Below are 20,877 nucleotides of genomic sequence, written 5' to 3'. Positions count from 1 at the left end.
TCGCCGGACCGGTCCGCGCCCGGGCGGCCCGCCGCCCCGCAGGCTCCCGGCGGCTACGGCTACCCCCCGCGCACCGCTCCGCCGATGCCCGCGTCCCCGCCGCGCGGCGCCCCGCGGCCCCCGGCCGGCGCCGGGCCCGCGCCGCCCCCCCCCCCCGCCGCCGGGGCCCGGCGGGGGCGGGCCAGAAGGCCCGCGGCAGGCGCCCCACCCCCTCGGCCCGGTCACCCCACCGAGCTGTACGCCACAACCCCCCGCAACACCGCATCCACGGCCTTGCGCGCACTCTTCGCCACGCTGGAAGCCCCCTCCCCCGCATCCCGAGGCGCCGCCGCAGCCACCTGCCCCAGCACGTCGATCACCTGCTTGCACCACCGTACGAAGTCCCCCGCCGGCATCTCCGCCTCGCGCAGCACCTCGTCCAGCGTGCGCCCGGAGGCCCACATGTAGACCGCCCAGGCGAAGCCGAGATCGGGCTCGCGCTGGCCGACCCCCTCCGTCTGGTTGATCTTGAAGTCCTCCTCCAGGGCATCCAGCCGCCCCCAGATCCGCACCATCTCGCCCATGGCGACCTTGGCAGGCCCGGACGGCAGCTTCGGCGCGACCGCGTCATCGGCCTGCCGCGCCTCGTAGACCAACGCCGAAACACAAGCAGCCAGTTCGGCAGGGTTGAGCCCTTCCCAGACCCCCTCCCGCAGGCACTCACTGGCGAGCAGGTCCAGCTCCCCGTACAACCGGGCCAGCCGCCGCCCGTTCGCGGTGACCTCGTTGCCCCGGAGGTAGTCCAGCTCGGTGAGGAGCGCGACGATCCGGTCGAAGGTCCGGGCGATCGTGTTCGTCCGCCCCTCGATCCGCTTCTCCAGCTGCCGCGTGTCCCGCTGCAGCCGGTGGTAGCGCTCGGCCCACCGCGCGTGGTCCTCCCGCTCGTCGCACCCGTGGCACGGGTGGGCACGCAGCTCGGTCCGCAGTCGGGCGATCTCGCGGTCGTCGGCGGCCGGGGCCCGCCCCTTGCGGTGCCGGTCGGGCACGATGTGCCCGGCCTTGGACCGCAGCGCGGAGGCCAGATCGCGCCGGGACTGCGGCGAGCGCGGGTTGAACGACTTCGGGACGCGCATCCGCTCCAGCGCCTCGACCGGCACCGGGAAGTCCATCGAGGCCAGCCGCTTGACCTGCCGCTCGGCGGTCAGCACCAGCGGCCGCGGCCCGTCGTGGTGGTCGAAGCCGCGATGCCCGTTGGCCCGCCCGGCGGGCAGCCCCGGATCCAGCACCAGGGCCAGCCCCGCGAACTTCCCTGTCGGAACATGGATGACATCGCCCGGCTTCAGCTTCTCCAGGGACGAGGCCGCAGCCGCCCGCCGCTGCGCCGCGCCCTGCTTGGCCAGCTCCGTCTCGCGGTCCTTGAGGTCGCGCCGCAGGCGCGCGTACTCCTCGAAGTCCCCGAGGTGGCAGGTCATGCCCTCCTTGTAGCCCTCCAGGCCCTCCTCGTTGCGCTGGACCTGCCGGGAGATCCCGACCACCGACTTGTCGGCCTGGAACTGGGCGAACGAGGTCTCCAGCAGCTCCCGCGACCTGTGCCGCCCGAACTGCTGCACCAGGTTGACCGCCATGTTGTACGAGGGACGGAAGCTGGAGCGCAGCGGATACGTACGCGTCCCCGCGAGTCCGGCCAGCGCCGTCGGGTCCATGCCGCGCTGCCACAGGACCACCGCGTGGCCCTCGACGTCAATGCCACGGCGTCCGGCCCGGCCGGTGAGCTGGGTGTACTCGCCGGGGGTGATGTCGGCGTGCTGCTCGCCGTTCCACTTGACGAGCTTCTCCAGCACCACGGAGCGCGCGGGCATGTTGATGCCGAGCGCCAGGGTCTCGGTGGCGAAGACGGCCTTCACCAGACCCCGGACGAACAGCTCCTCGACGACCTCCTTGAAGGTCGGGAGCATGCCCGCGTGGTGGGCGGCGATGCCCCGCTCCAGCCCTTCGAGCCACTCGTAGTAGCCCAGGACGTGCAGGTCCTCGCCGGGGATGGACGCGGTCCGCTCCTCGACGATCTCGCGCACCAGTCGGCGCTTGTCCTCGTCGTTGAGCCGGAGTCCGGCGTACAGACACTGCTGTACGGCGGCCTCGCAGCCCGCCCGGCTGAAGATGAACGTGATCGCGGGGAGCAGCCCCTCGTTGTCCAGCCGGTCGATGACCTCGGGCCTGCCGGGCGTCCAGATCCGGCCGCGCTGGCGCCGCTCGCGCTCGCGGTCGGCCTCACGCACCATCTTGCCCCGGCGGCGGTCACGCGGGTTGTAGGTGCTCTGGCTCTCCTGCCGGGCGAGCCGGACCAGGTCCGGATTGACCTCGCGGCGTCCGGCGCCCCGGCCGCCGTGGTCGGTGGTCTCCTCGAAGAGGTCGTACATCTTGCGGCCGGCCATCACGTGCTGCCAGAGCGGCACCGGCCGGTGCTCGGAGACGATGACCTCGGTGTCGCCGCGCACGGTGTCCAGCCAGTCGCCGAACTCCTCCGCGTTGGAGACGGTCGCCGAAAGGGAGACCAGCGTCACCGACTCCGGAAGATGGATGATCACTTCCTCCCACACCGCGCCCCGGAAGCGGTCGGAGAGGTAGTGCACCTCGTCCATGACCACATAGCCGAGGCCGGAGAGCGACTGGGAGCCCGCGTACAGCATGTTCCGCAGGACCTCGGTGGTCATCACGACCACCGGCGCCTCGGAGTTGACGCTGTTGTCGCCGGTCAGCAGACCGACCTTGTCCGCGCCGTACCGCTTGACCAGATCGGCGAACTTCTGGTTGGAGAGCGCCTTGATCGGCGTGGTGTAAAAGCACTTGCGGCCCTGCTCCAGGGCCAGGTGCACGGCGAACTCGCCGACGATCGTCTTGCCGGACCCGGTGGGGGCCGCGACCAGCACCCCCTTGCCCGCCTCAAGAGCCTGGCACGCCTCGATCTGGAACGGGTCCAGTCCGAACTCGTACATCTCCCGGAAGGGCCCGAGGGCCGTCGCCATCTCGGCCGCACGGGCGCGGGATGCCTGGTATCGCTCAGCTGGTGAGAGGTCCTCTGTCATCTTGGCTACGAGCCTACCCGTCACCTCTGACAGTCAGCCCGATCTTTAAATCCCCTTGGCCTTCCGCCCGGCGGGCCCCCGGTCAGCGCCCGGTGAGCACCCGTACGGCCCCCGGTACGCAGGTGGCGGTGAGCGGCAGCGGCCCCAGCGGTTCGCCGTCCGCGTACGCCGTGATCCCGGCCGCCGCCAGCTCGATCGAGGAGACCCGGTGCACGGTGACGGCGGGGTGGTCCAGATGCGTGCCCTTGTAGACCTTCGGGAACACCTTGAGCAGCTCGGTGCGGGTGCACTCCCCCACCACGGTCACGTCGAAGAGCCCGTCGTCCATCTCCGCGTCGGCGCAGATCCGCATGCCCCCGCCGTACGTGGTCCCGTTGCCCACCGCGATGAGCGTCGCCTCGATCTCGCGGATCTCTCCCCCGTCGAGCCGGATCCGGTACGGGATCGGCTTGAAGGCGGCCAGTTCGGCGAGGATCGCGAGGTCGTACGTGAACCGGCCGCCGACGAAGCGCATCCGGTTGCCCCGGTCGTTGACCCGGGAGTCGAAGCCGGAGGCGAGCACCGTCCCGAACCAGCGCTCACCGACCCGCCCGAGGTCGATGTCCCGGTGACCGCCCTCCTTGAGCATCCGCGCCGCCAGCGCACCGGCGGCGGCCGGGTCGCGGATCGGCAGACCCAGCGCGCGGGCGAAGTCGTTGCCGGTACCGACGGCGACGACCCCGAGCGGGGTGGCGGTCCCGGCGACGGCCTGGAGGGCGAGGGACATGAGCCCGTCCCCGCCCACGGCTATGAGTGCCCCGGTCCCCGCCGCGACGGCTTCGCGGGCCCGGCGCAGGGCGTCGTCGGCGTCCTCGCCCAGCACCGTACGGACGGAGAATCCGGCGTCCCGCAACGCGGAAGCGGGGGGGTGCGCGGCGTGCGCGCCCCGGCCGCGTCCTGCGGTGGGATTGACGAAGAGGGTGATCTCGCTGGTCACCCGGCGGACCCTACAAGGTCAGGTGATGTCGTCGTAACCGTTGAGCCGGTGCGATCCGGGCCCGTCCGCCTCACCGGAAGCCTGCCCCGGAAGCGCGGGGCGGGAGGAGGAGACGTTCTCCACGCGGCCTACGGGCTCGGGCGTCAGATCGAGTTCCGATGCCTCGTCGTCGCTGAGTTGGGCGTCGGGGTTGTTGCGGTTGCGCCGCTTGTCGTTCAGCAGGGAGAAGCCGACGGCGAAGAAGTAGAGCACCGCGAGCGGCCCGGCGAGGAGCAGCATGGAGATCGGCTCGCCACCGGGGGTCGCGATGGCCGCGAAGGCGGTGAGGCCGACGATCATGCCGCGCCACCAGCGCAGCATACGTACGCCCGTGAGGACCCCGGTCATGTTGAGGGCGATGAGCAGCAGCGGCAGCTCGAAGGCGAGACCGAAGACGATCACCATGCGGGTGATCAGGTCGAGGAAGTCGTCGAGCGGCAGGAGGTTCGTGACGTTGTCCGGCGTGAAGCCGAGCATGATCTCGGCCGTCTGCGGCAGGATCGTGTACGCGAGGTAGGCGCCCGCGGCGAACAGCGGAACCCCTGCGGCCACGAAACCCAGGGAGTACCGCTTCTCCTTCTGGTGGAGGCCGGGGGCGACGAAGGCCCAGAGCTGGTACAGCCAGACGGGAGTGGCGAGGAGAACGCCCGCCATGAGGGAGACCTTCAGCGCGATCGTGAACGGCGAGAGCAGACCGTTGGTGGTCATCTCCGCGCACGGGCGGCCGTTGACCATCGTCTGGACGCCGTTCTTGCAGCCGACCGAGTCAAGGATCGGCTTCATCAGGAACTCGAAGATCTCCTTGTGGAAGAAGGCGGCCCCGATGACGGCGATCAGGATCGCCAGCACGGCCTTCAGCAGCCGGTTACGCAGCTCACGCAGGTGATCGAGGAGAGGCATCCGCCCCTCGTCGTCCTTCTCCTGCTTGCGGGCAGACTTGAGCAACCCACTTCCCTCGTCTCGTGCGGCGGCTGTCGGCGGAGCGCGTCAGCGGTCAGCTCTGGGTGGTGGGCTTGGCCTCGTTGACCGGGCGGGAGCTGGTGACGTCTCCCGGCGCGGCCTGGATGGTGCGCGCGGTGGTGGACTGCGGGGGGACCGTGTCGTCGGCGACGGTCTCCGTGGTGGGCGTCGCGGTCGCCGCGTCGTCCTTCTTCATGGCCTTGGCCTCGCTCTTGAGGATGCGGGCCGACTTGCCGAGCGAGCGCGCCATGTCGGGAAGCTTCTTGGCACCGAAGAGCAGCAGGATGACAGCGATGATCAGAACGATCTCGAGGGGCTTCAGATTGCCGATCATGTGCGACTTCCTTCTCACTGAGGCGGCTGGTGGGTGGGCTCGCTACCCGTTCGACCGGGCATACGTCCGATCGTTGCGCTTGGCAGCGATCGTAACCCGCAGGGGTAAACGCGAGGCAATGCCCGTGCGTACTCCGGCTTGCGGCCCGCACCTCCCTGCCTGGGCCGACCCCTGCAGCGTACCCCCCGGTGCTGTCGAACATCAGGCCCCGGGCCCGTCATCGCAGGCTGTCGCCGGTGGCCGCGAGGCGGGTGGCGGCCCGTTCGAGGTCCTCCGACGCCCGGTTGATGCGCTCGGTGGTGTCGGTGACCTGCCGGCCGAGCCGCTGGGCCTCGACGAAGACCTTGATGCCGAGCACACCGAGTACGGCGACGCCCAGGAATCCGAGGGCGATGGCGAGCATGGGCCAGAACATGTGGGGGCCTCTCTCCTGTACGGCTGCGCGGCGCTACAGGGCGGTGTGCAGCCGCAGGGTGCGTACGCCGCCGCCGGTGAGCAGTTCGATGATGCGCTCCCCGGCGGGCTTACGGACCGAGGCGCCGCACTCGGGGCAGGTGAAGGTGTAGAAGGTGGTGCGGCTGGTGGCGCCGATGGCCAGGCGCAGGGCCGCCGCGGCCAGCTCGAAGCGCCCGCGGCAGTCGGGGCAGGCGGCCCGGAAGCGTACGGCGGCGGCCACCGGCACCGGGACGGGTCCGGTGCCGGGCAGGGGCGCCGGGCGTATCCCGGTGACGGGCAGAGCCTCCGGGCGGAGCCCGGTGGCGGCCGGGAACAGGGGCGTCCGGTTCATCGTCGTCTCCCTTCCCCCGGGTCTCAGAGCGCGTCCTCGTAGGCGGCGAGTGCCTCGCGGGCGGCCTCGCGGGCGCTGTCCGCGAGCTCCGGCGGGGTGACGATGCGGCCGTCGCCGCCGAGGCGCAGGGCGAGTCGGCGCAGCGAGGCCGGGTCCGGGGTGCGCAGGGTGATGCGCAGCCCGCCGTCGGGGAGTTCCTCGGCACTGTCGTGCGGGTAGTACTCGGCGACCCAGCGGCCGCCGGTGCCGACCTCGATCACGACTTCCGGATCCTCGGCGGCGGGCTGAACCAGACCGGCGGACAGGTCGCGCAGCTCCAGCTCGGGCGGGGCGGCGGGGGCGTCGAGGAGGCGGATCTCGGCGACCCGGTCGAGGCGGAAGGTCCGGCGGGCCTCGGAGAGCCGGCACCAGCCCTCCATGTAGGTGTGGCCGACGGCGAAGAGCCGGATCGGGTCGACCTCGCGCTCGGTGAGTTCGTCGCGGGCGGGCGAGTAGTAGCGCAGCCAGAGCCGGCGGCGCTCGGAGATGGCCCGGTCGACGTCGGCGAAGACGCCGCCCTCGGCCTCGAAGGTCACCGAGAGCCGGGAGCTGGCGGCGCCGGTCTCGCCGGCGGCCGTCTCCAGCTTGGCGGTGGCGCGGACGAGGGCGTCCCGGTCGCTCTCGCGCAGTCCGGGCAGGGTGGCGACGGCGCGGGCGGCGACGAGCAGCGCGGTGGCCTCGTCGGCGGCGAGCCGGAGCGGCTCGGCGACGTCGTCGGGGTTGTGCCACCAGATGCGGTCGCCGTCGGTGTCGATGTCGAGGAGGTCGCCGCCGCGGAAGCTGGTGCCGCACATGGGCAGGACGTCGAGGTCGGAGATCAGCTCGTCCTCGGTGATCCCGAAGGCCCGCGCCACGTCCTGGACGTGGGCGCCGGGGCGTTCGCGCAGATACGTCACCAGGGACAGCATCCGGCGGGTCTGGTCGATCGCGTTCGTGGCCATCGTGTCGGCTCCCCTAGTCCTTGGCCACGGCGCGGAGCCGGTCCACCACATCGGCCCGCAGATCGGCGGGCTCCTCCACGACGACGTCCGGGCCGAACTCGACGAGCCAGGCGTCGAGGCCGTGTCCGTACGGGATCTCCAGCTCGTCCCAGCCGTCGCCGCGGTCGCGTACGGCGGTGGCGCGGGAGCGCAGCGGGTAGCCGGCTCCGGCGCGCAGCCTGATCCGGGCGGTCCGGGTCGCGGTCTCGCCGGCCCAGCTCTCGACGGTCTCGCGGACGGTGACCACGTCGGGCACCTCGGCGCTGAAGGCTCCGGCGCGGGAGCGGACCTTCCCGGTGATGCGGGAGAGCCGGAAGACGCGTTCGGCGCCCCGCTCGCGGTCCCAGCCGGCGAGGTACCAGTGGCCGCGCCAGCATTCGAGGGTCCAGGGTTCGACCTGGCGCTGCTCTGCGCGGGCGGAGTTGGCCTTGCGGTAGTCGAAGGTCACGGGGCGGCGGTCGCGGCAGGCCAGCATGAGGGGTTCGAAGGCGGCCTCGTGGACGGGGATGCGGGGTTCGAGGGCGCTGTGGACCTCGTAGGCGTCCTCGGTCTCGGGCATTCCGGCGGCGCGCAGCTTCTGGAGGGCGCCGCTGGCGGCCCCGGCGAGGCGGGCCTGCTGCCAGACCTTGGCTGCGAGGCCGAGGGCGGCGGCCTCCTCGGCGTCCAGGGTGATGGGGGGCAGCCGGTTGCTGTCGCGGCGGGCCAGGTAGCCGGTGTCGCCGTCGAGGTTCTCGACGGTCTCGATGACGAGGCCGAGTTCGCGCAGATCGTCCTTGTCACGCTCGAACATCCGGTTGAAGGAGTCGTCGGAGCCCGCTTCGAGGTAGGCCTCGATGGATCCGCGGAGTTCGCGCTTGCTGAGGGGGCGCCGCGTCCCCAGCAGGCACAGCGCGAGGTTCATCAACCGCTCGGCCTTGGCAATCGCCATCGACGCCCTTTCTCCGGTGCTCTACGACGGTCGACCGTACCGCCCCGGGGTGGGGGGATCCAAAGCCGGGCCGTCGTCCGGAGGGCGGGGACGGGCGCTGCGGACAGCCGTGAGGGCCCCCGCCGTGCGGCGGGGGCCCTCAGGCGTACAGCGGAAACGGATCAGACCGCGACGAGGTCGCAGACGAAGATCAGCGTCTCGCCGGGGGCGATCTTGCCGCCGGCGCCGCGGTCGCCGTAGGCGAGGTGGGCGGGGATGGTCAGCTGGCGACGGCCGCCGACCTTCATGCCCTGCACGCCCTTGTCCCAGCCGGAGATGACCTGGCCGGCGCCGAGCTGGAACTGCAGCGGGGTGCCGCGGTTCCAGGAGGCGTCGAACTCCTCGCCGGTGGAGAAGGAGACGCCCACGTAGTGGACGGAGACGGTCTGGCCCGGCTGGGCCACGGCGCCGTCGCCCTCCCAGATGTCCTTGATCTCCAGATCGGCCGGCGGCTCGCCGCCCGGGAAGTCGACCTCGGGCTTCTCGATGCTCACTGAACTGCTCCTAAAAGAATCTTGGGGAAAACCCCACAAGTTTCGCACGGGTCGCCCCGCCGCTCGGACCGTACCGCGGGTGTCTCAGACGGTTCCGAGGATGTCGACGACGAAGACCAGGTTGTTCTTGGCCAGCTGGCTGGAGGGGTCGGCGCCGTAGGCCTGGTTCGGCGGGATGGTCAGCAGGACGCGGTCGCCGACGTGCTTGCCGACCAGTCCCTTGTCCCAGCCCTGGATGACTCCGCCGACGCCGATCGGGAAGGCGCTCGCGCCACCGTGGTCCCAGGAGGAGTCGAACTTCTTGCCGTCCTCCCACTTCACCCCGGTGTACTGGACGACCAGGCCTTCACCGGCCTTGACCGCGGCACCGTCGCCCTTGATCAACACCTGCTCCTGGAGGTCCTTCGGGGCCTTCTCGCCCTTGGGGATGGTGATGGTCGCGGCCTTCTGCGGCGCGGTCTTCACCTCGGGCATCCCGGCCTCGCTGGCGGCCTGGTCGCCCTTGGCCTCGCCCTTCTTGTCGACCTTCTTGGCGTTGACGATGTCGACGACCCAGACCAGGGGGTCGGTGGGCTTGATCCCGGACTGCGGGTTCAGCTGCTCGCCGACGATCGCCTCGGCCGTGCCTTCGACCTGGACCCGGCTGCCGACCTTGTGGCCGGTCAGCGCGTCCGCGACCTTGGTCGGCAGCATCTGCCCCTGCTGGCCGACCTCCTGCACGACCTGGGCGCGGGGGGCCTTGGGGTCGGCGCCCTGTCGCTGGGCCCAGGTGGAGCCGAGCGCCTCGATGTTGCCGGCGAAGTCCAGGCGGACGATGTCGCCCTTCTTCACCTCGGCGCCGTCACCGGTCGAGACGTCGCTCGCCACGACCTCGTCGGACACCTTGGCGTCCTTGGGCATCTCGATCTTGGGCTCGGCGCCGAACTTCCCGGACACCTCGGCGACGGCGTCCGACTTCTTCGGAGCGGCGTCGTCCTTGGAATCGGAACCACAGGCGGCGGTGATCAGCAGAGCGGGCACGGCCAGGACAGCGGCGGCACGCCGGGCAGTTTTCGTGGGGATCATCAGTCCAACTCGCGTAGGGGGCTCCGGGCACTCCCGCCACTCTACGACTTCGCCCCAGCGGCATCACGGGTACCGACACGGCTGTACGCCGGGGCTGCGCGCCCCGGCGTACACTGTGTCCCTTTTCTCGCGAGCCGGCCCGGTCACATGCCGGCGATCAGCTTCTCCACCCGCTCGTCCACGGACCGGAACGGGTCCTTGCAGAGCACCGTGCGCTGCGCCTGGTCGTTCAGCTTGAGGTGGACCCAGTCGACGGTGAAGTCCCTCCGCTGCTCCTGGGCCCTGCGGATGAAGTCGCCGCGCAGCCGCGCCCGGGTGGTCTGCGGGGGCACCGACTTGCCCTCGAAGATCTTCAGGTCGTTGCAGATGCGGGCCGTCTGCCCCTTCTTCTCCAGGAGGTAGAAGAGACCGCGGCGGCGGTGGATGTCGTGGTAGGCGAGGTCTATCTGGGCGACCCGCGGGTTCGACATGGTCATGTTGTGCTTGGCCCGGTACCGCTCGATGAGCTTGTACTTCATGACCCAGTCGATCTCGGTGTCGATGCGGTCGAGGTCCTGGGCCTCGATCGCGTCCAGGGCGCGGCCCCACAGCTCCAGGACCTGGTCGACGGTGCCGGTGCGGATGCCCCGGCGCTCGACGAAGTCCACGGCCTTCTCGTAGTACTCCCGCTGGACCTCGATGGCCGAGGCCTCCCGGCCGCTGGCCAGGCGCACCTTGCGCTGTCCGGTGAGGTCGTGGCTGACCTCGCGGATCGCCCGGATCGGGTTCTCCAGGGTCAGGTCGCGCATCACCGTGCCCGCCTCGATCATGCGGAGCACCAGGTCGGTGGCGCCGACCTTGAGCAGCATGGTCGTCTCGGACATGTTCGAGTCACCGACGATGACGTGGAGGCGGCGGTACCGCTCGGCGTCGGCGTGCGGTTCGTCACGGGTGTTGATGATCGGCCGGGAGCGGGTCGTCGCGGAGCTGACGCCCTCCCAGATGTGCTCGGCACGCTGGCTGACGCAGTAGACCGCGCCGCGCGGGGTCTGGAGGACCTTGCCGGCGCCGCAGATCAGCTGCCTGGTGACGAGGAACGGAATGAGGATGTCCGCGAGCCGGGAGAATTCTCCGTGCCGGGCCACGAGGTAGTTCTCGTGGCAGCCGTAGGAGTTTCCCGCCGAGTCGGTGTTGTTCTTGAAGAGATAGACGTCGCCCGCGATTCCCTCCTCGTGCAGGCGGCGTTCGGCGTCGACGAGCAGGCCTTCGAGAATGCGCTCGCCCGCTTTGTCGTGCGTGACCAGTTCGGTCACGTTGTCGCATTCCGGGGTGGCGTATTCCGGATGCGATCCCACGTCGAGGTAGAGGCGGGCGCCGTTCCGCAGAAAGACATTGCTGCTGCGGCCCCATGACACAACACGGCGGAAGAGGTAGCGCGCCACTTCGTCAGGTGACAGTCGGCGCTGTCCCCTGAACGTGCACGTGACGCCGTACTCGTTCTCCAGCCCGAAAATGCGGCGGTCCATGACTGAACATTACGCCTTATGGCCCGAGCTGAAACCGGGTTCGACGGCACCGTTTCGATCATTTTCCGATCCCGTCACGACGGCGGCCGTACGGACGGGCGTCTCCAGGAGCTTCCCGGTGGTCAGCAGGACGATCAGGGCCGCCACTCCCCCGGCCCCCGCGACGGCGAAGCTCCAGGCGGTCGAGCCGAGTTCGACGGCCGGTCCGGCGACGGCCGAACCGGCTGCCGCACCTACGCCGAACGTGGTGACGAGCCAGGAGAACGCCTCGGTCACCGTGCCGCGCGGGGCATGCCGGTCGACCACGATGAAGGAGCAGGCGATGGCCGGTGCGAGGAACACTCCGGCGAGGGCGGCGAAGGCGGTCATGACGGGCACCGAGGGGGTGAGCGTCAACGGCAGATAGCCCAGCGCCAGCAGCCCGACGATGATCCGCAGCCGCTTCTCGGGGGCGCCGGCCCACTGCCGCGCTCCGTACGCGAGGCCGCCGATCAGCGCGCCGAGGCCGAGCGCGGCCATCAGCCAGCCGTAGACCGACTCCCGGCCGTGGTCGTCGGCGTACGCCACCCCGGCCACCGTGATGGAGCCAAGCGCCAGCCCGACGAAGAAGAACGCGCCGAGGAGCGCGAGGAGTCCGGGCGAGCGCAGGGCGCCGAGCCAGTGCGCCTCGCGGGGTGCGGAGCGCCAGGTGCGCGAAGGCTCGGAGAGGACCACGGACAGGGCCCCGAGGACACCGATGGCATTGATGACGAGCAGGGCGGCGGCCGGGGACCAGAGCGAGACGAGCAGCGTCACCAGGAGAGGGCCGACGGTGAACATGATCTCCTGCGCCACGGCGTCCATGGCGTAGGCCCGGTGCACCTGGCCCTCGCCCTTGAGGACGCTGGGCCACAGCGCCCGCAGGCCGCCCTCCAGGGGCGGTGTGGCGATTCCGGCGACGATGACGGCGAGGTAGGCCAGCGGGAGCGAGCCGAGGCCGGCGAGGGCCAGCAGGGCCATCCCGAGCGCGGAGAGCACGGCCGCCGGGAGCTGGACGCGCGGCTGCCCGTACAGGTCCACCGCCCGGCCGAGCAGCGGCTGCCCGACGGCGGTGGCCAGCCCGTACGCGGCGGTGAGCGCGCCGGCGAGGGTGTAGCTGCCGCCCTCCGCCCGGGTGAACAGCACGATCGCGATGTGCGCGGTGCCGTTGGGCAGCCGCCCCACCAGGGTGCCCGTCAGCAGCCGGGCGGCATGCCGCGCCCGGAGGATGTCCAGATATCCCGCGGCCATTCCCGCCCCTCTCCACCCCGGCCGACTGTGCCGGCCCCGAGGTGTTACGTATAACGTCGAGGCTCATACGTACCATGTGCGCAGTTCGCGGGTCCACCTCGCGGCGTCACGGAAACATCCCGCACGGAGGCCCGAGTGACCAGCGCGCAGCAGCCCGTCCCCGCCCGGCCCACCAGCCGTGACGTGGCCCGCGCGGCGGGCGTCTCGCAGGCGACGGTCTCCCTGGTGCTCGGCGGGAAGTGGCCGGGCCGGGTGTCGGAGACCACCGCCCAGCGGGTCCGGGACACCGCGGCGGAGCTCGGCTACCGGCCCAATCTGGCGGCCCGCAGTCTGCGGCTCGGCAGCACCAGAACGGCGCTGCTGGTGGTTCCGGCGCTCACCAACGAGTTCTTTGCCCGGGTGTACGCCGGGGCCGCGGCGCTCGCCGCCGAGCACGACTTCGGCGTGGTGCTCTATCCCTCGCCGGACGGCACGGGCCCGGCCCGGGATCCGTTCGCCTCGGCCCGAGCGGCGCTCGACGGGGTCATCGCGTCCTCGATGGCCGCCGACGCGCTGGGCGCGCTGCACGGGGCGGATCTGCCGCTGGTGATGCTGGACAGCGACCCCTCGGACACCGGCCCCGCCGCGCATGTGAACCTCGACATCGCCGACGGGATGCGGCAGGTGACGGACCATCTGCTCGGGCTCGGCCACCGCCGCTTCCTGCATCTGGCGTCCGCCGTGGACACCTGGACGTTCGCGGTGCGCGCCCGGGCGCTGCACGACGCACTGGGCGCGGCGGGCGACGCGACGGTGCGTACGGTACGGGCCCCGCTGGACGTGGGGGCGGGGCGCGAGGCGGCCGAACAGGCGCTGGCGGTCGCCGGGGAGCGGCCCACCGCGATCGTCTGCGACGACGACATCCTGGCCGCCGGGGCCTGCAAGGCCGCCCGCAGGCTCGGGCTGCGGGTGCCGGACGAGCTGTCGGTGACCGGGTTCGACGACCTGGCGCTGGCCACCGCGCTGGAGCCGGAGCTGACCACGGTGCGGCTGCCTGCCGAGCAGGTCGGGGAGCGGGGCATGGAGGCGCTGCTCGCCGTGCTGGACGGCCGCCCCGTGGAGCCGGGCGGTCTGCCGGTCGACCTCGTCGTACGCGGTTCCACGGCGCCGCCGCCCGCCGCCCGGGCATGACGGTGCCCCCGGGCTGAGGCCCGGGGGCACCACAGACGCTGCCGCTGCTTCGCCGCTACTTCTCCGTCTCCTCCGTCGAGTCGGGAGTGCTGTCGGCGTCGTTGTCCTCGGCGTCGGACGGGGCGTCGGTGGGCGTGCTGGCGGCGGCTTCCGCCTCCAGCAGCCGGGCGAGCTGACGGCCGACGATCCGCTTGAACTTGCGCTGCTGGGGGCGGGTGCGGTCCAGGACCGCGACCTCCAGGCGCTCGGCGGGGATCTCCCGCTCGCCACCGCCCGGCTCCCGCGAGAGGGCCTGGACGGCCAGCTTGAGCGCCTCGGCCAGGGTCATGCCGTCGCGGTGACGCTGGTCGAGGAAGCCGCTGATCTGCTCGGAGTTGCCGCCGACCGCGACCGAGCCGTGCTCGTCCACGATCGAACCGTCGTGCGGCAGCCGGTAGATCTGGTCGCCCTCGGGCTCGCTGCCGACCTCGGCGACCACCAGCTCCACCTCGTACGGCTTCTCGGCCGCGCTGGAGAAGATGGTGCCGAGCGTCTGGGCGTAGACGTTGGCCAGCCCACGGGCCGTCACATCGTCCCGGTCGTAGGTGTATCCGCGCAGATCGGCGTAGCGCACGCCGCCGATGCGGAGGTTCTCGTACTCGTTGTACTTGCCGGCGGCGGCGAAGCCGATCCGGTCGTAGATCTCGCTGAACTTGTGGAGTGCGCGGGACGGGTTCTCGCCGACGAACACAATGCCGTCGGCATACTGCAGCACAACGAGGCTGCGACCACGGGCGATGCCCTTGCGGGCGTATTCCGCCCGGTCGGCCATGGCCTGCTGGGGTGAGACATAGAACGGCGTCGACACCGGCTATCCGTCCCTTTCTGTCAGTGACGAGTGCGTCTGGGGAGGCCAGGGGTCCGGATCAGAGCAGCGCGGCGCGCGGGCCGTCGGGCTGCTCCAGTCGGCGTTCCAGGATGGAGCGCGCAATCTCGGAGGACTCCTGGTCGCTCAGCCTCCGGAAGCCTTCGTCGGTGATGACGGTGACGATCGGGTAGATGCGGCGGGCCACGTCCGGGCCGCCGGTCGCCGAGTCGTCGTCCGCCGCGTCGTACAGCGCCTGTACGACCAGAGTGAGGGCCTGCTCCTCCGTCAGGTCCTCGCGGTAGAGCTTCTTCATCGAGCCGCGGGCGAAGATCGACCCGGAGCCGGTGGCGGCGTAGCCGTTCTCCTCGGAGCGGCCGCCGGTGACGTCGTAGGAGAAGATGCGGCCCTTCTCGCGGTCGATGTCGTAGCCCGCGAAGAGGGGGACCACGGCGAGGCCCTGCATGGCCATGGCGAGGTTGGAGCGGATCATGGTGGAGAGCCGGTTGGCCTTGCCCTCCAGGGAGAGCTGGGCACCCTCGACCTTCTCGAAGTGCTCCAGCTCCAGCTGGAACAGCTTGACCATCTCCACAGCCAGTCCGGCGGTGCCCGCGATGCCCACCGCGGAGTACTCGTCGGCCGGGAAGACCTTCTCGATGTCGCGCTGCGCGATCATGTTGCCCATGGTGGCGCGCCGGTCGCCGGCCAGGACCACGCCACCGGGGAAGGACGCGGCGACGATGGTCGTCCCGTGCGGCGCCTCGATCGCCCCCTGGAGCGGCGGCAGGCTCCGGTTGCCCGGGAGCATCTCGGGCGACTGGTCGGACAGGAAGTCCATGAACGAGGACGAACCCGGCGTCAGGAAGGCAGCTGGTAGACGCCCGGTGCTACGAGTGTTGGCTTCCACGCGTTTCCCTCCAGGTATGCGATGGCCCTGCGCAAGAGAGTCAGGATCATCCCCCAACTTGCCGATGGCCGTATTGCCGTTGAAGCGGCTTGTGCCACGGACCCTACCCGTCCCGCGGCAGTGATCCACATGTTCGTCGAGGGATATCCGCACCGATCCGGCGGCCCGGTCGACGGGCCCCGGTCGGCGAGCGGGGTGACGGCGGACGCCCCCCCCCCGCTTCCTACCAAGCGTTCACACTGATGAACACTGATGAGCTACTGTCCACCCTTTTGAACGAAGGACCGGACGAAGTCCTCGGCGTTCTCTTCGAGGACGTCGTCGATCTCGTCCAGCACCGAGTCGACGTCGTCGCTCAGCTTCTCCTGCCGCTCCGCGAGGTCCTCGGACGCCTGCGCGTCCTGCGCCTGCTCCTCGACCTCCTCGGTGGAACGTGTCGCCTTCTGCTGTCCGCCGCCGGTGTCCTTGGTCGCCATGTAGCTCACCCCGCTCGGTTCGAAGCAATCGCAGCTCTTGATCAGACCCTACCCACCGGGTCCGACATTTGGCCCGGTAGTTGATGCAAGCCCGTGCCTCAGATGATTGATTCCCAGCCCGGAGGCCTTTCAGCCGCCCGACAGCGTCCGGACCAGCTCCTCCGCCGTACGGCAGCGGTCGAGCAGGTCCTTCACGTGTTCCTTCGTCCCGCGCAGGGGCTCCAGGGTGGGCACCCGCTGCAGGGAGTCGCGGTCCGGCAGGTCGAAGATCACCGAGTCCCAGGAGGCCGCCGCCACGTCGTCGGCGTACTGCTCCAGACAGCGGCCCCGGAAGTAGGCCCTGGTGTCCTCCGGGGGCGCCGTACGGGCCCTGGTGACGTCGTCCTCGTCCAGGAGGCGCTTCATCTTCCCGCGGGCCGCCAGGCGGTTGTAGAGGCCCTTGTCGGGCCGTACGTCCGCGTACTGGAGGTCCACCAGATGCAGCCGGGGGGCGTCCCAGTCCAGCGCGTCGCGGCGGCGGTAGCCCTCCATGAGCTCCCGCTTGGCGATCCAGTCCAGCTCGCCCGACAGGCTCATCGGATCGGTCTCCAGCCGGTTGAGGGTGTCCTCCCAACGGGTCAGGACGTCCTTGGTCTGCTCGTCGGCGTCCGTGCCGAACCGCTCGTCGACGTACTTGCGGGCCAGCTCGAAATACTCCATCTGGAGCTGGACCGCGGTGAGTGTCCGGCCGCTGCGGAGCGTGATCAGCTGGCGCAGCTCCGGGTCGTGGGAGACCTGGTGCAGGGTGCGCACGGGCTGGTCGACCGCGAGGTCGACGTTGATGAAGGCGTCCTCGATCATCGAGAGCACCAGGGACGTGGTGCCGAGCTTGAGATAGGTGGAGATCTCCGAGAGGTTGGCGTCGCCGATGATCACATGGAGCCGGCGGTACTTCTCCGCGTCGGAGTGGGGCTCGTCCCGGGTGTTGATGATGGGGCGCTTGAGCGTGGTCTCCAGGCCGACCTCGACCTCGAAGTAGTCGGCGCGCTGGCTGATCTGGAAGCCGTGCTCGTGCCCGTCCTGGCCGATACCGACCCGGCCCGCACCCGTGACGACCTGGCGCGAGACGAAGAACGGCGTCAGATGGCGCACGATGTCCGAGAACGGCGTCTCCCGCTGCATGAGGTAGTTCTCGTGCGTGCCGTAGGAGGCGCCCTTGTTGTCGGTGTTGTTCTTGTAGAGGTGGATCGGCTGGGCGCCCGGGATGGCGGCCGCCCGCTCGGCGGCCTCGGCCATGATCCGTTCGCCGGCCTTGTCCCAGAGCACCGCGTCGAGCGGATTGGTGATCTCCGGGGAGCTGTATTCGGGGTGCGCGTGGTCGACGTACAGCCGGGCGCCGTTGGTGAGGATGACATTGGCCAGGCCGATGTCCTCGTCGGTGAGCTGGCTGGAGTCGGCGGTCTCACGGGCGAGGTCGAAGCCTCGCGCGTCACGCAGCGGGTTCTCCTCCTCGAAGTCCCAGCGGGCGCGGCGCGCCCGGTGCATCGCCGCCGCGTAGGCGTTGACGATCTGGGACGAGGTGAGCATGGCATTGGCGTTGGGGTGGCCGGGGACGGAGATCCCGTACTCGGTCTCGATGCCCATTACTCGCCGTACGGTCATGCGGCCCTCCTTGCCCGGCGTCGGTCCCCTCCGGGAGCGACGCTCAAGTACCGCTGCTGTGTCCGGTGCGTGTGCGGTGCCCGTCACCGCACTGCGCGACTCGGCGGTACCGCAGAGCCTAGAGCGCCTCTGCGCCGGTGGGGAGCTTGATTACGAGTTTGCTCCGGCATGGCCGGAACGGGGGAATGCAACCGGCTGCGGAAGGGCCCGGGGCCCCCCCCCCCCGGTCCGTGTATTACAGGTACTGGCCGGTATTGGCCACCGTATCGATGGAGCGCCCGGTGTCCGCGCCCTGCTTTCCGGTGACGAGCGTACGGATGAAGACGATCCGCTCGCCCTTCTTGCCGGAAATCCTGGCCCAGTCGTCCGGGTTGGTGGTGTTGGGCAGGTCCTCGTTCTCCTTGAACTCGTCCACGCAGGCCTGCAGGAGATGAGCGACCCGCAGCCCCTTCTGGCCCTGTTCCAGGAATGCCTTGATGGCCATTTTCTTCGCCCGGTCGACGATGTTCTGAATCATCGCGCCGGAGTTGAAGTCCTTGAAGTAGAGGACTTCCTTGTCGCCGTTGGCGTACGTCACCTCGAGGAAGCGGTTCTCCTCGGACTCCGTGTACATCCGCTCCACGACGGACTGGATCATGGCGTGGGCGGCGGCCGGCCGGGAGCCGGTGTGCTCGGCCAGATCGTCCGCGTGCAGCGGGAGCCCCGGGGTCAGGTACTTCGCGAAGATGTCCTTCGCCGCCTCGGCGTCCGGACGCTCGATCTTGATCTTCACATCGAGTCGGCCGGGGCGCAGGATGGCGGGGTCGATCATGTCCTCGCGGTTGGAGGCGCCGATGACGATGACGTTCTCCAGGCCCTCCACCCCGTCGATCTCGGCGAGCAGCTGCGGGACGATGGTGTTCTCCACGTCCGAGCTGACGCCGCTGCCGCGGGTGCGGAAGAGGGACTCCATCTCGTCGAAGAAGACGATGACGGGGGTGCCCTCGCTCGCCTTCTCCCTCGCACGCTGGAAGACCAGGCGGATGTGCCGCTCGGTCTCGCCGACGTACTTGTTGAGCAGCTCGGGGCCCTTGATATTGAGGAAGTAGCTCTTCCCCGCGGGCTGCCCGGTCACCTCGGCGACCTTCTTCGCGAGCGAATTGGCGACGGCCTTGGCGATGAGCGTCTTGCCGCAGCCGGGCGGGCCGTAGAGCAGGATGCCCTTCGGCGGGCGCAGCTCGTGCTCCTTGAAGAGGTCGGGATGGAGATACGGAAGTTCGACCGCGTCGCGGATCAGCTCGATCTGGTCGCCCAGGCCGCCGATCTTGTCGTAGTCGATGTCCGGGACCTCTTCGAGGACGAGCTCCTCGACCTCGCTCTTGGGGACCACCTCGTAGACGTAGCCCGACCTGGAGTCCAGGAGCAGGGCGTCGCCGGGGCGGATGGTGATGTCCAGCAGAGGCTCGGCGAGCCGCACCACCCTTTCCTCGTCGGTGTGCCCGACCACCAGGGCGCGCTCGCCGTCCTCAAGGATCTCCTTGAGGGTGACGATGTCCCCGGCGCGCTCGAACTCCATGGCCTCGACCACGTTGAGCGCTTCGTTGAGCATGACCTCCTGGCCACGCCGCAGATCTTCGAGCTCGACACTGGGGCTGACGTTCACCCGGAGCTTGCGGCCCCCGGTGAAGATGTCGCAGGTGCCGTCCTCGTTGGCCTGAAGGAAGACGCCGAAGCCGGCCGGCGGCTGCGCGAGCCGGTCGACCTCCTCCTTGAGGGCCACGATCTGGTCACGCGCCTCACGGAGCGTGTTGGCGAGCCGCTCGTTCTGTGCGGACACGCCTGCCAGATTCGTCTGCAACTCGACGATCCGCTCTTCGAGAATCCTCGTATGACGCGGAGAGTCGGCGAGCTTACGTCGCAGGACGGCGATTTCCTGCTCGAGATAGGCAACCTGGCCGGCTGGGTCCTCTGACCCTCGCGCGGGCCGGGAGCCGCGGTTGATGTCGTCGTCGTGGGCTGCCACGGTCCTCACCTCCTCCATGGGGAGCTGGACGCTTCCTGACCCTACCTGGGTGGGTGGTGATTGAAACCCCTAGATCACAAAGACTGCGGGGCGTGTCCGATCTTCACCCTTGCGCTCTCCCTCACGTCAAGGGAATACCCACCCTTCGGCACCGGAAAGCCGCCGGTTGTATCGTCGAACTGTTCAACACCCGTCAGGGCTCGCTCCAATTGGTTCAGATACGCAGGAACGGCAGGACACATGACCGTGCAGCAGGACTCGCCGGGCGACAGTGACACGCAGGACCTGGAGGTCTGGATCGACCAGGACCTCTGCACCGGGGACGGCATCTGTGTGCAGTACGCCCCCGATGTCTTCGAGCTGGACATCGACGGCCTGGCGTACGTGAAGAGCGGCGACGACGAGCTGCTGCAGGACCCCGGGGCGACCACTCCGGTGCCGCTGCCGCTCCTCCAGGACGTCGTGGATTCGGCCAAGGAGTGCCCCGGCGACTGCATCCACGTACGGCGCGTCAAGGACAGCGTCGAGGTGTACGGGCCGGACGCAGAGTAGTCGTCCGGGAGCTCGAGCCCCAGCGGCGCTCAGACGCTGCGGGCGAGGTCCCCGGAGGTGCGGACGAACGCCTGCCCCTTCCATCGCCAGGAGGCCTGTTCCTCCTGGTCGGGGCAGCAGCGGGGCACCTCCAGCGAGGAGTAGCCGAGCAGGGTCGCGGAGACGACGCCGTCGCGTACGGCGAAGTCCCCGACGGTCTTCTTGTCAGCGGGGTCCACCAGGGTCGCCACGACCCGGGGTGCGGCCCCGCTCGCCTGTGTCAGGACGTAGATGCCGCCGGGCGGGGTGCCCGATCCGGCGGCGCAGTGCACCACGGCGACGGTTTCCGGCCGCCCGTCGCCGTCGAGATCGCCGGGGGCCTGCTTCGCGACGGTCGTCCCGGCTCCCCCGCACTCCAGCGGGAAGTCCACGCCGGCCGGGTCCGGGGCGGGCGCGGGGGCCTGCTGCGTGGTGGTCCGCTGCTCGGGGGCCGAGGCGGTCGCGGTGGCCGTACCGGACTCCCGCAGCCCGGCCATCGCGACGACCCCGGCCATCGCCGCGGCCGTGGCGAGCCAGTGCACCGGCTTGGCGGCGGTGTGGGCGAGGTCCGGGAGCGCGGAGGTCTGCACGCGGTATGTCTCCTGATGGTTCCTGGAAGCCCGATGAGGGGGTGGGAACACCTCCGAGGGGTGCCCAGCATCGTGCCACACCTCACACCCGGGCGGAACGGCGGGGTCTGGACGAACAGGCGTCTCAACGAAAAGGCGCCCCCGCGCAGTTCCCCGGTCGGTCGGGGAACTGCGCGGCGGCGCCGGTACGTTGCGGCGGG

General features: G+C 70.3%; 20 protein-coding genes and 1 pseudogene. 2 read left to right on the top strand and 19 right to left on the bottom strand.

Annotation, left to right across the window (positions count from 1 at the left end):
* Positions 1–221 precede the first annotated feature (221 nt).
* The 12 genes from JS521_RS08570 to JS521_RS08515 form a co-directional block, all read right to left on the bottom strand.
* Positions 222–3,062 (bottom strand): DEAD/DEAH box helicase, encoded by a 2,841-nt coding sequence (locus JS521_RS08570; RefSeq protein WP_205082126.1) that lies wholly within the window; start codon positions 3,060–3,062, stop codon positions 222–224.
* An 82-nt stretch (positions 3,063–3,144) separates the two neighbouring features.
* Positions 3,145–4,038: a diacylglycerol kinase gene (locus JS521_RS08565; RefSeq protein ID WP_205082125.1), complete on the bottom strand. Its 894-nt coding sequence runs from the start codon at positions 4,036–4,038 to the stop codon at positions 3,145–3,147.
* 18 nt (positions 4,039–4,056) lie between these two features.
* Entirely contained in the window at positions 4,057–5,022 is a 966-nt protein-coding gene (gene tatC / locus JS521_RS08560; RefSeq protein ID WP_205082124.1) for a twin-arginine translocase subunit TatC, read from the bottom strand.
* 49 nt (positions 5,023–5,071) lie between these two features.
* A complete protein-coding gene (tatA, locus tag JS521_RS08555) occupies positions 5,072–5,371 on the bottom strand; it encodes a Sec-independent protein translocase subunit TatA (RefSeq protein ID WP_205082123.1) in 300 nt (99 codons plus the stop codon).
* 217 nt (positions 5,372–5,588) lie between these two features.
* Positions 5,589–5,786, bottom strand: coding sequence for a hypothetical protein (locus tag JS521_RS08550; RefSeq protein ID WP_205082122.1), 198 nt, complete (start codon positions 5,784–5,786; stop codon positions 5,589–5,591).
* 33 nt (positions 5,787–5,819) lie between these two features.
* On the bottom strand, positions 5,820–6,158 hold the full coding sequence (locus JS521_RS08545; RefSeq protein WP_205082121.1) for a hypothetical protein: 339 nt from the start codon (positions 6,156–6,158) through the stop codon (positions 5,820–5,822).
* A 23-nt stretch (positions 6,159–6,181) separates the two neighbouring features.
* On the bottom strand, positions 6,182–7,138 hold the full coding sequence (locus JS521_RS08540; protein ID WP_205082120.1) for a helix-turn-helix transcriptional regulator: 957 nt from the start codon (positions 7,136–7,138) through the stop codon (positions 6,182–6,184).
* Between the two features lie 13 nt (positions 7,139–7,151).
* Entirely contained in the window at positions 7,152–8,105 is a 954-nt protein-coding gene (locus JS521_RS08535; RefSeq protein ID WP_175466229.1) for a helix-turn-helix transcriptional regulator, read from the bottom strand.
* A 161-nt stretch (positions 8,106–8,266) separates the two neighbouring features.
* Positions 8,267–8,638 carry an FKBP-type peptidyl-prolyl cis-trans isomerase gene (locus tag JS521_RS08530; protein ID WP_205082119.1) on the bottom strand — a complete coding sequence of 124 codons (372 nt, stop codon included), beginning with the start codon at positions 8,636–8,638 and terminating at the stop codon, positions 8,267–8,269.
* Between the two features lie 84 nt (positions 8,639–8,722).
* Positions 8,723–9,703 carry an FKBP-type peptidyl-prolyl cis-trans isomerase gene (locus JS521_RS08525; RefSeq protein ID WP_205082118.1) on the bottom strand — a complete coding sequence of 327 codons (981 nt, stop codon included), beginning with the start codon at positions 9,701–9,703 and terminating at the stop codon, positions 8,723–8,725.
* Positions 9,704–9,846: 143 nt separating this feature from the next.
* Entirely contained in the window at positions 9,847–11,208 is a 1,362-nt protein-coding gene (gene pafA, locus JS521_RS08520) for a Pup--protein ligase (RefSeq protein ID WP_010057126.1), read from the bottom strand.
* 9 nt (positions 11,209–11,217) lie between these two features.
* Complete coding sequence (locus tag JS521_RS08515; protein WP_205082117.1) at positions 11,218–12,477, bottom strand: MFS transporter; 1,260 nt, start codon at positions 12,475–12,477, stop codon at positions 11,218–11,220.
* 135 nt (positions 12,478–12,612) lie between these two features.
* Here JS521_RS08515 and JS521_RS08510 point away from each other — a divergent pair, with 135 nt between their 5' ends.
* Positions 12,613–13,647 carry a LacI family DNA-binding transcriptional regulator gene (locus tag JS521_RS08510; RefSeq protein ID WP_205082116.1) on the top strand — a complete coding sequence of 345 codons (1,035 nt, stop codon included), beginning with the start codon at positions 12,613–12,615 and terminating at the stop codon, positions 13,645–13,647.
* Positions 13,648–13,702: 55 nt separating this feature from the next.
* Here JS521_RS08510 and prcA read toward each other — a convergent pair whose 3' ends face one another.
* The 6 genes and pseudogenes from prcA to arc form a co-directional block, all read right to left on the bottom strand.
* Positions 13,703–14,494, bottom strand: a complete 792-nt coding sequence (prcA, locus tag JS521_RS08505) for a proteasome subunit alpha (protein WP_205082115.1) — start codon at positions 14,492–14,494, stop codon at positions 13,703–13,705.
* A 58-nt stretch (positions 14,495–14,552) separates the two neighbouring features.
* Positions 14,553–15,398 (bottom strand): proteasome subunit beta, encoded by an 846-nt coding sequence (prcB, locus tag JS521_RS08500; protein ID WP_205082114.1) that lies wholly within the window; start codon positions 15,396–15,398, stop codon positions 14,553–14,555.
* Positions 15,350–15,530, bottom strand: a pseudogene (locus JS521_RS36520) (endonuclease domain-containing protein); the annotation flags it as partial. The gene prcB and the pseudogene JS521_RS36520, both read right to left, overlap by 49 nt.
* A 125-nt stretch (positions 15,531–15,655) precedes the next feature.
* Positions 15,656–15,874 carry a ubiquitin-like protein Pup gene (locus JS521_RS08495; protein WP_003970166.1) on the bottom strand — a complete coding sequence of 73 codons (219 nt, stop codon included), beginning with the start codon at positions 15,872–15,874 and terminating at the stop codon, positions 15,656–15,658.
* A 129-nt stretch (positions 15,875–16,003) separates the two neighbouring features.
* The gene (gene dop, locus JS521_RS08490) at positions 16,004–17,515 is read right to left on the bottom strand and encodes a depupylase/deamidase Dop (RefSeq protein WP_205082113.1); all 1,512 of its coding nucleotides are present in this window, start codon (positions 17,513–17,515) and stop codon (positions 16,004–16,006) included.
* A 235-nt stretch (positions 17,516–17,750) separates the two neighbouring features.
* The gene (gene arc, locus JS521_RS08485; RefSeq protein ID WP_205082112.1) at positions 17,751–19,517 is read right to left on the bottom strand and encodes a proteasome ATPase; all 1,767 of its coding nucleotides are present in this window, start codon (positions 19,515–19,517) and stop codon (positions 17,751–17,753) included.
* Between the two features lie 240 nt (positions 19,518–19,757).
* Between arc and JS521_RS08480 the strand changes: the two genes are divergently transcribed.
* Complete coding sequence (locus JS521_RS08480) at positions 19,758–20,069, top strand: ferredoxin (RefSeq protein ID WP_205082111.1); 312 nt, start codon at positions 19,758–19,760, stop codon at positions 20,067–20,069.
* Positions 20,070–20,098: 29 nt separating this feature from the next.
* On the opposite strand, the gene JS521_RS08475 is transcribed toward JS521_RS08480, so the two are convergent.
* The gene (locus JS521_RS08475; protein WP_205082110.1) at positions 20,099–20,677 is read right to left on the bottom strand and encodes a hypothetical protein; all 579 of its coding nucleotides are present in this window, start codon (positions 20,675–20,677) and stop codon (positions 20,099–20,101) included.
* Positions 20,678–20,877 lie beyond the last annotated feature (200 nt).

The sequence above is a fragment of the Streptomyces durocortorensis genome (assembly GCF_016901035.1).
In the GTDB taxonomy this organism is placed as follows: domain Bacteria; phylum Actinomycetota; class Actinomycetes; order Streptomycetales; family Streptomycetaceae; genus Streptomyces; species Streptomyces durocortorensis.
The sequence above is the reverse complement of the archived record's forward strand: the minus strand, read 5'-3'. Positions and strand labels throughout refer to the sequence as shown.

What these genes read in the sequence shown, in the direction of transcription:
- JS521_RS08515 (WP_205082117.1), bottom strand. Translation starts at nt 12,477, where the DNA reads ATGGCCGCGGGATATCTGGACATCCTCCGGGCGCGGCATGCCGCCCGG.
- JS521_RS08495 (WP_003970166.1), bottom strand. Translation starts at nt 15,874, where the DNA reads ATGGCGACCAAGGACACCGGCGGCGGACAGCAGAAGGCGACACGTTCC.
- JS521_RS08550 (WP_205082122.1), bottom strand. Translation starts at nt 5,786, where the DNA reads ATGTTCTGGCCCATGCTCGCCATCGCCCTCGGATTCCTGGGCGTCGCC.
- JS521_RS08540 (WP_205082120.1), bottom strand. Translation starts at nt 7,138, where the DNA reads ATGGCCACGAACGCGATCGACCAGACCCGCCGGATGCTGTCCCTGGTG.
- JS521_RS08525 (WP_205082118.1), bottom strand. Translation starts at nt 9,703, where the DNA reads ATGATCCCCACGAAAACTGCCCGGCGTGCCGCCGCTGTCCTGGCCGTG.
- JS521_RS08480 (WP_205082111.1), top strand. Translation starts at nt 19,758, where the DNA reads ATGACCGTGCAGCAGGACTCGCCGGGCGACAGTGACACGCAGGACCTG.
- dop (WP_205082113.1), bottom strand. Translation starts at nt 17,515, where the DNA reads ATGACCGTACGGCGAGTAATGGGCATCGAGACCGAGTACGGGATCTCC.
- pafA (WP_010057126.1), bottom strand. Translation starts at nt 11,208, where the DNA reads ATGGACCGCCGCATTTTCGGGCTGGAGAACGAGTACGGCGTCACGTGC.
- JS521_RS08570 (WP_205082126.1), bottom strand. Translation starts at nt 3,062, where the DNA reads ATGACAGAGGACCTCTCACCAGCTGAGCGATACCAGGCATCCCGCGCC.
- tatA (WP_205082123.1), bottom strand. Translation starts at nt 5,371, where the DNA reads ATGATCGGCAATCTGAAGCCCCTCGAGATCGTTCTGATCATCGCTGTC.
- JS521_RS08535 (WP_175466229.1), bottom strand. Translation starts at nt 8,105, where the DNA reads ATGGCGATTGCCAAGGCCGAGCGGTTGATGAACCTCGCGCTGTGCCTG.
- JS521_RS08545 (WP_205082121.1), bottom strand. Translation starts at nt 6,158, where the DNA reads ATGAACCGGACGCCCCTGTTCCCGGCCGCCACCGGGCTCCGCCCGGAG.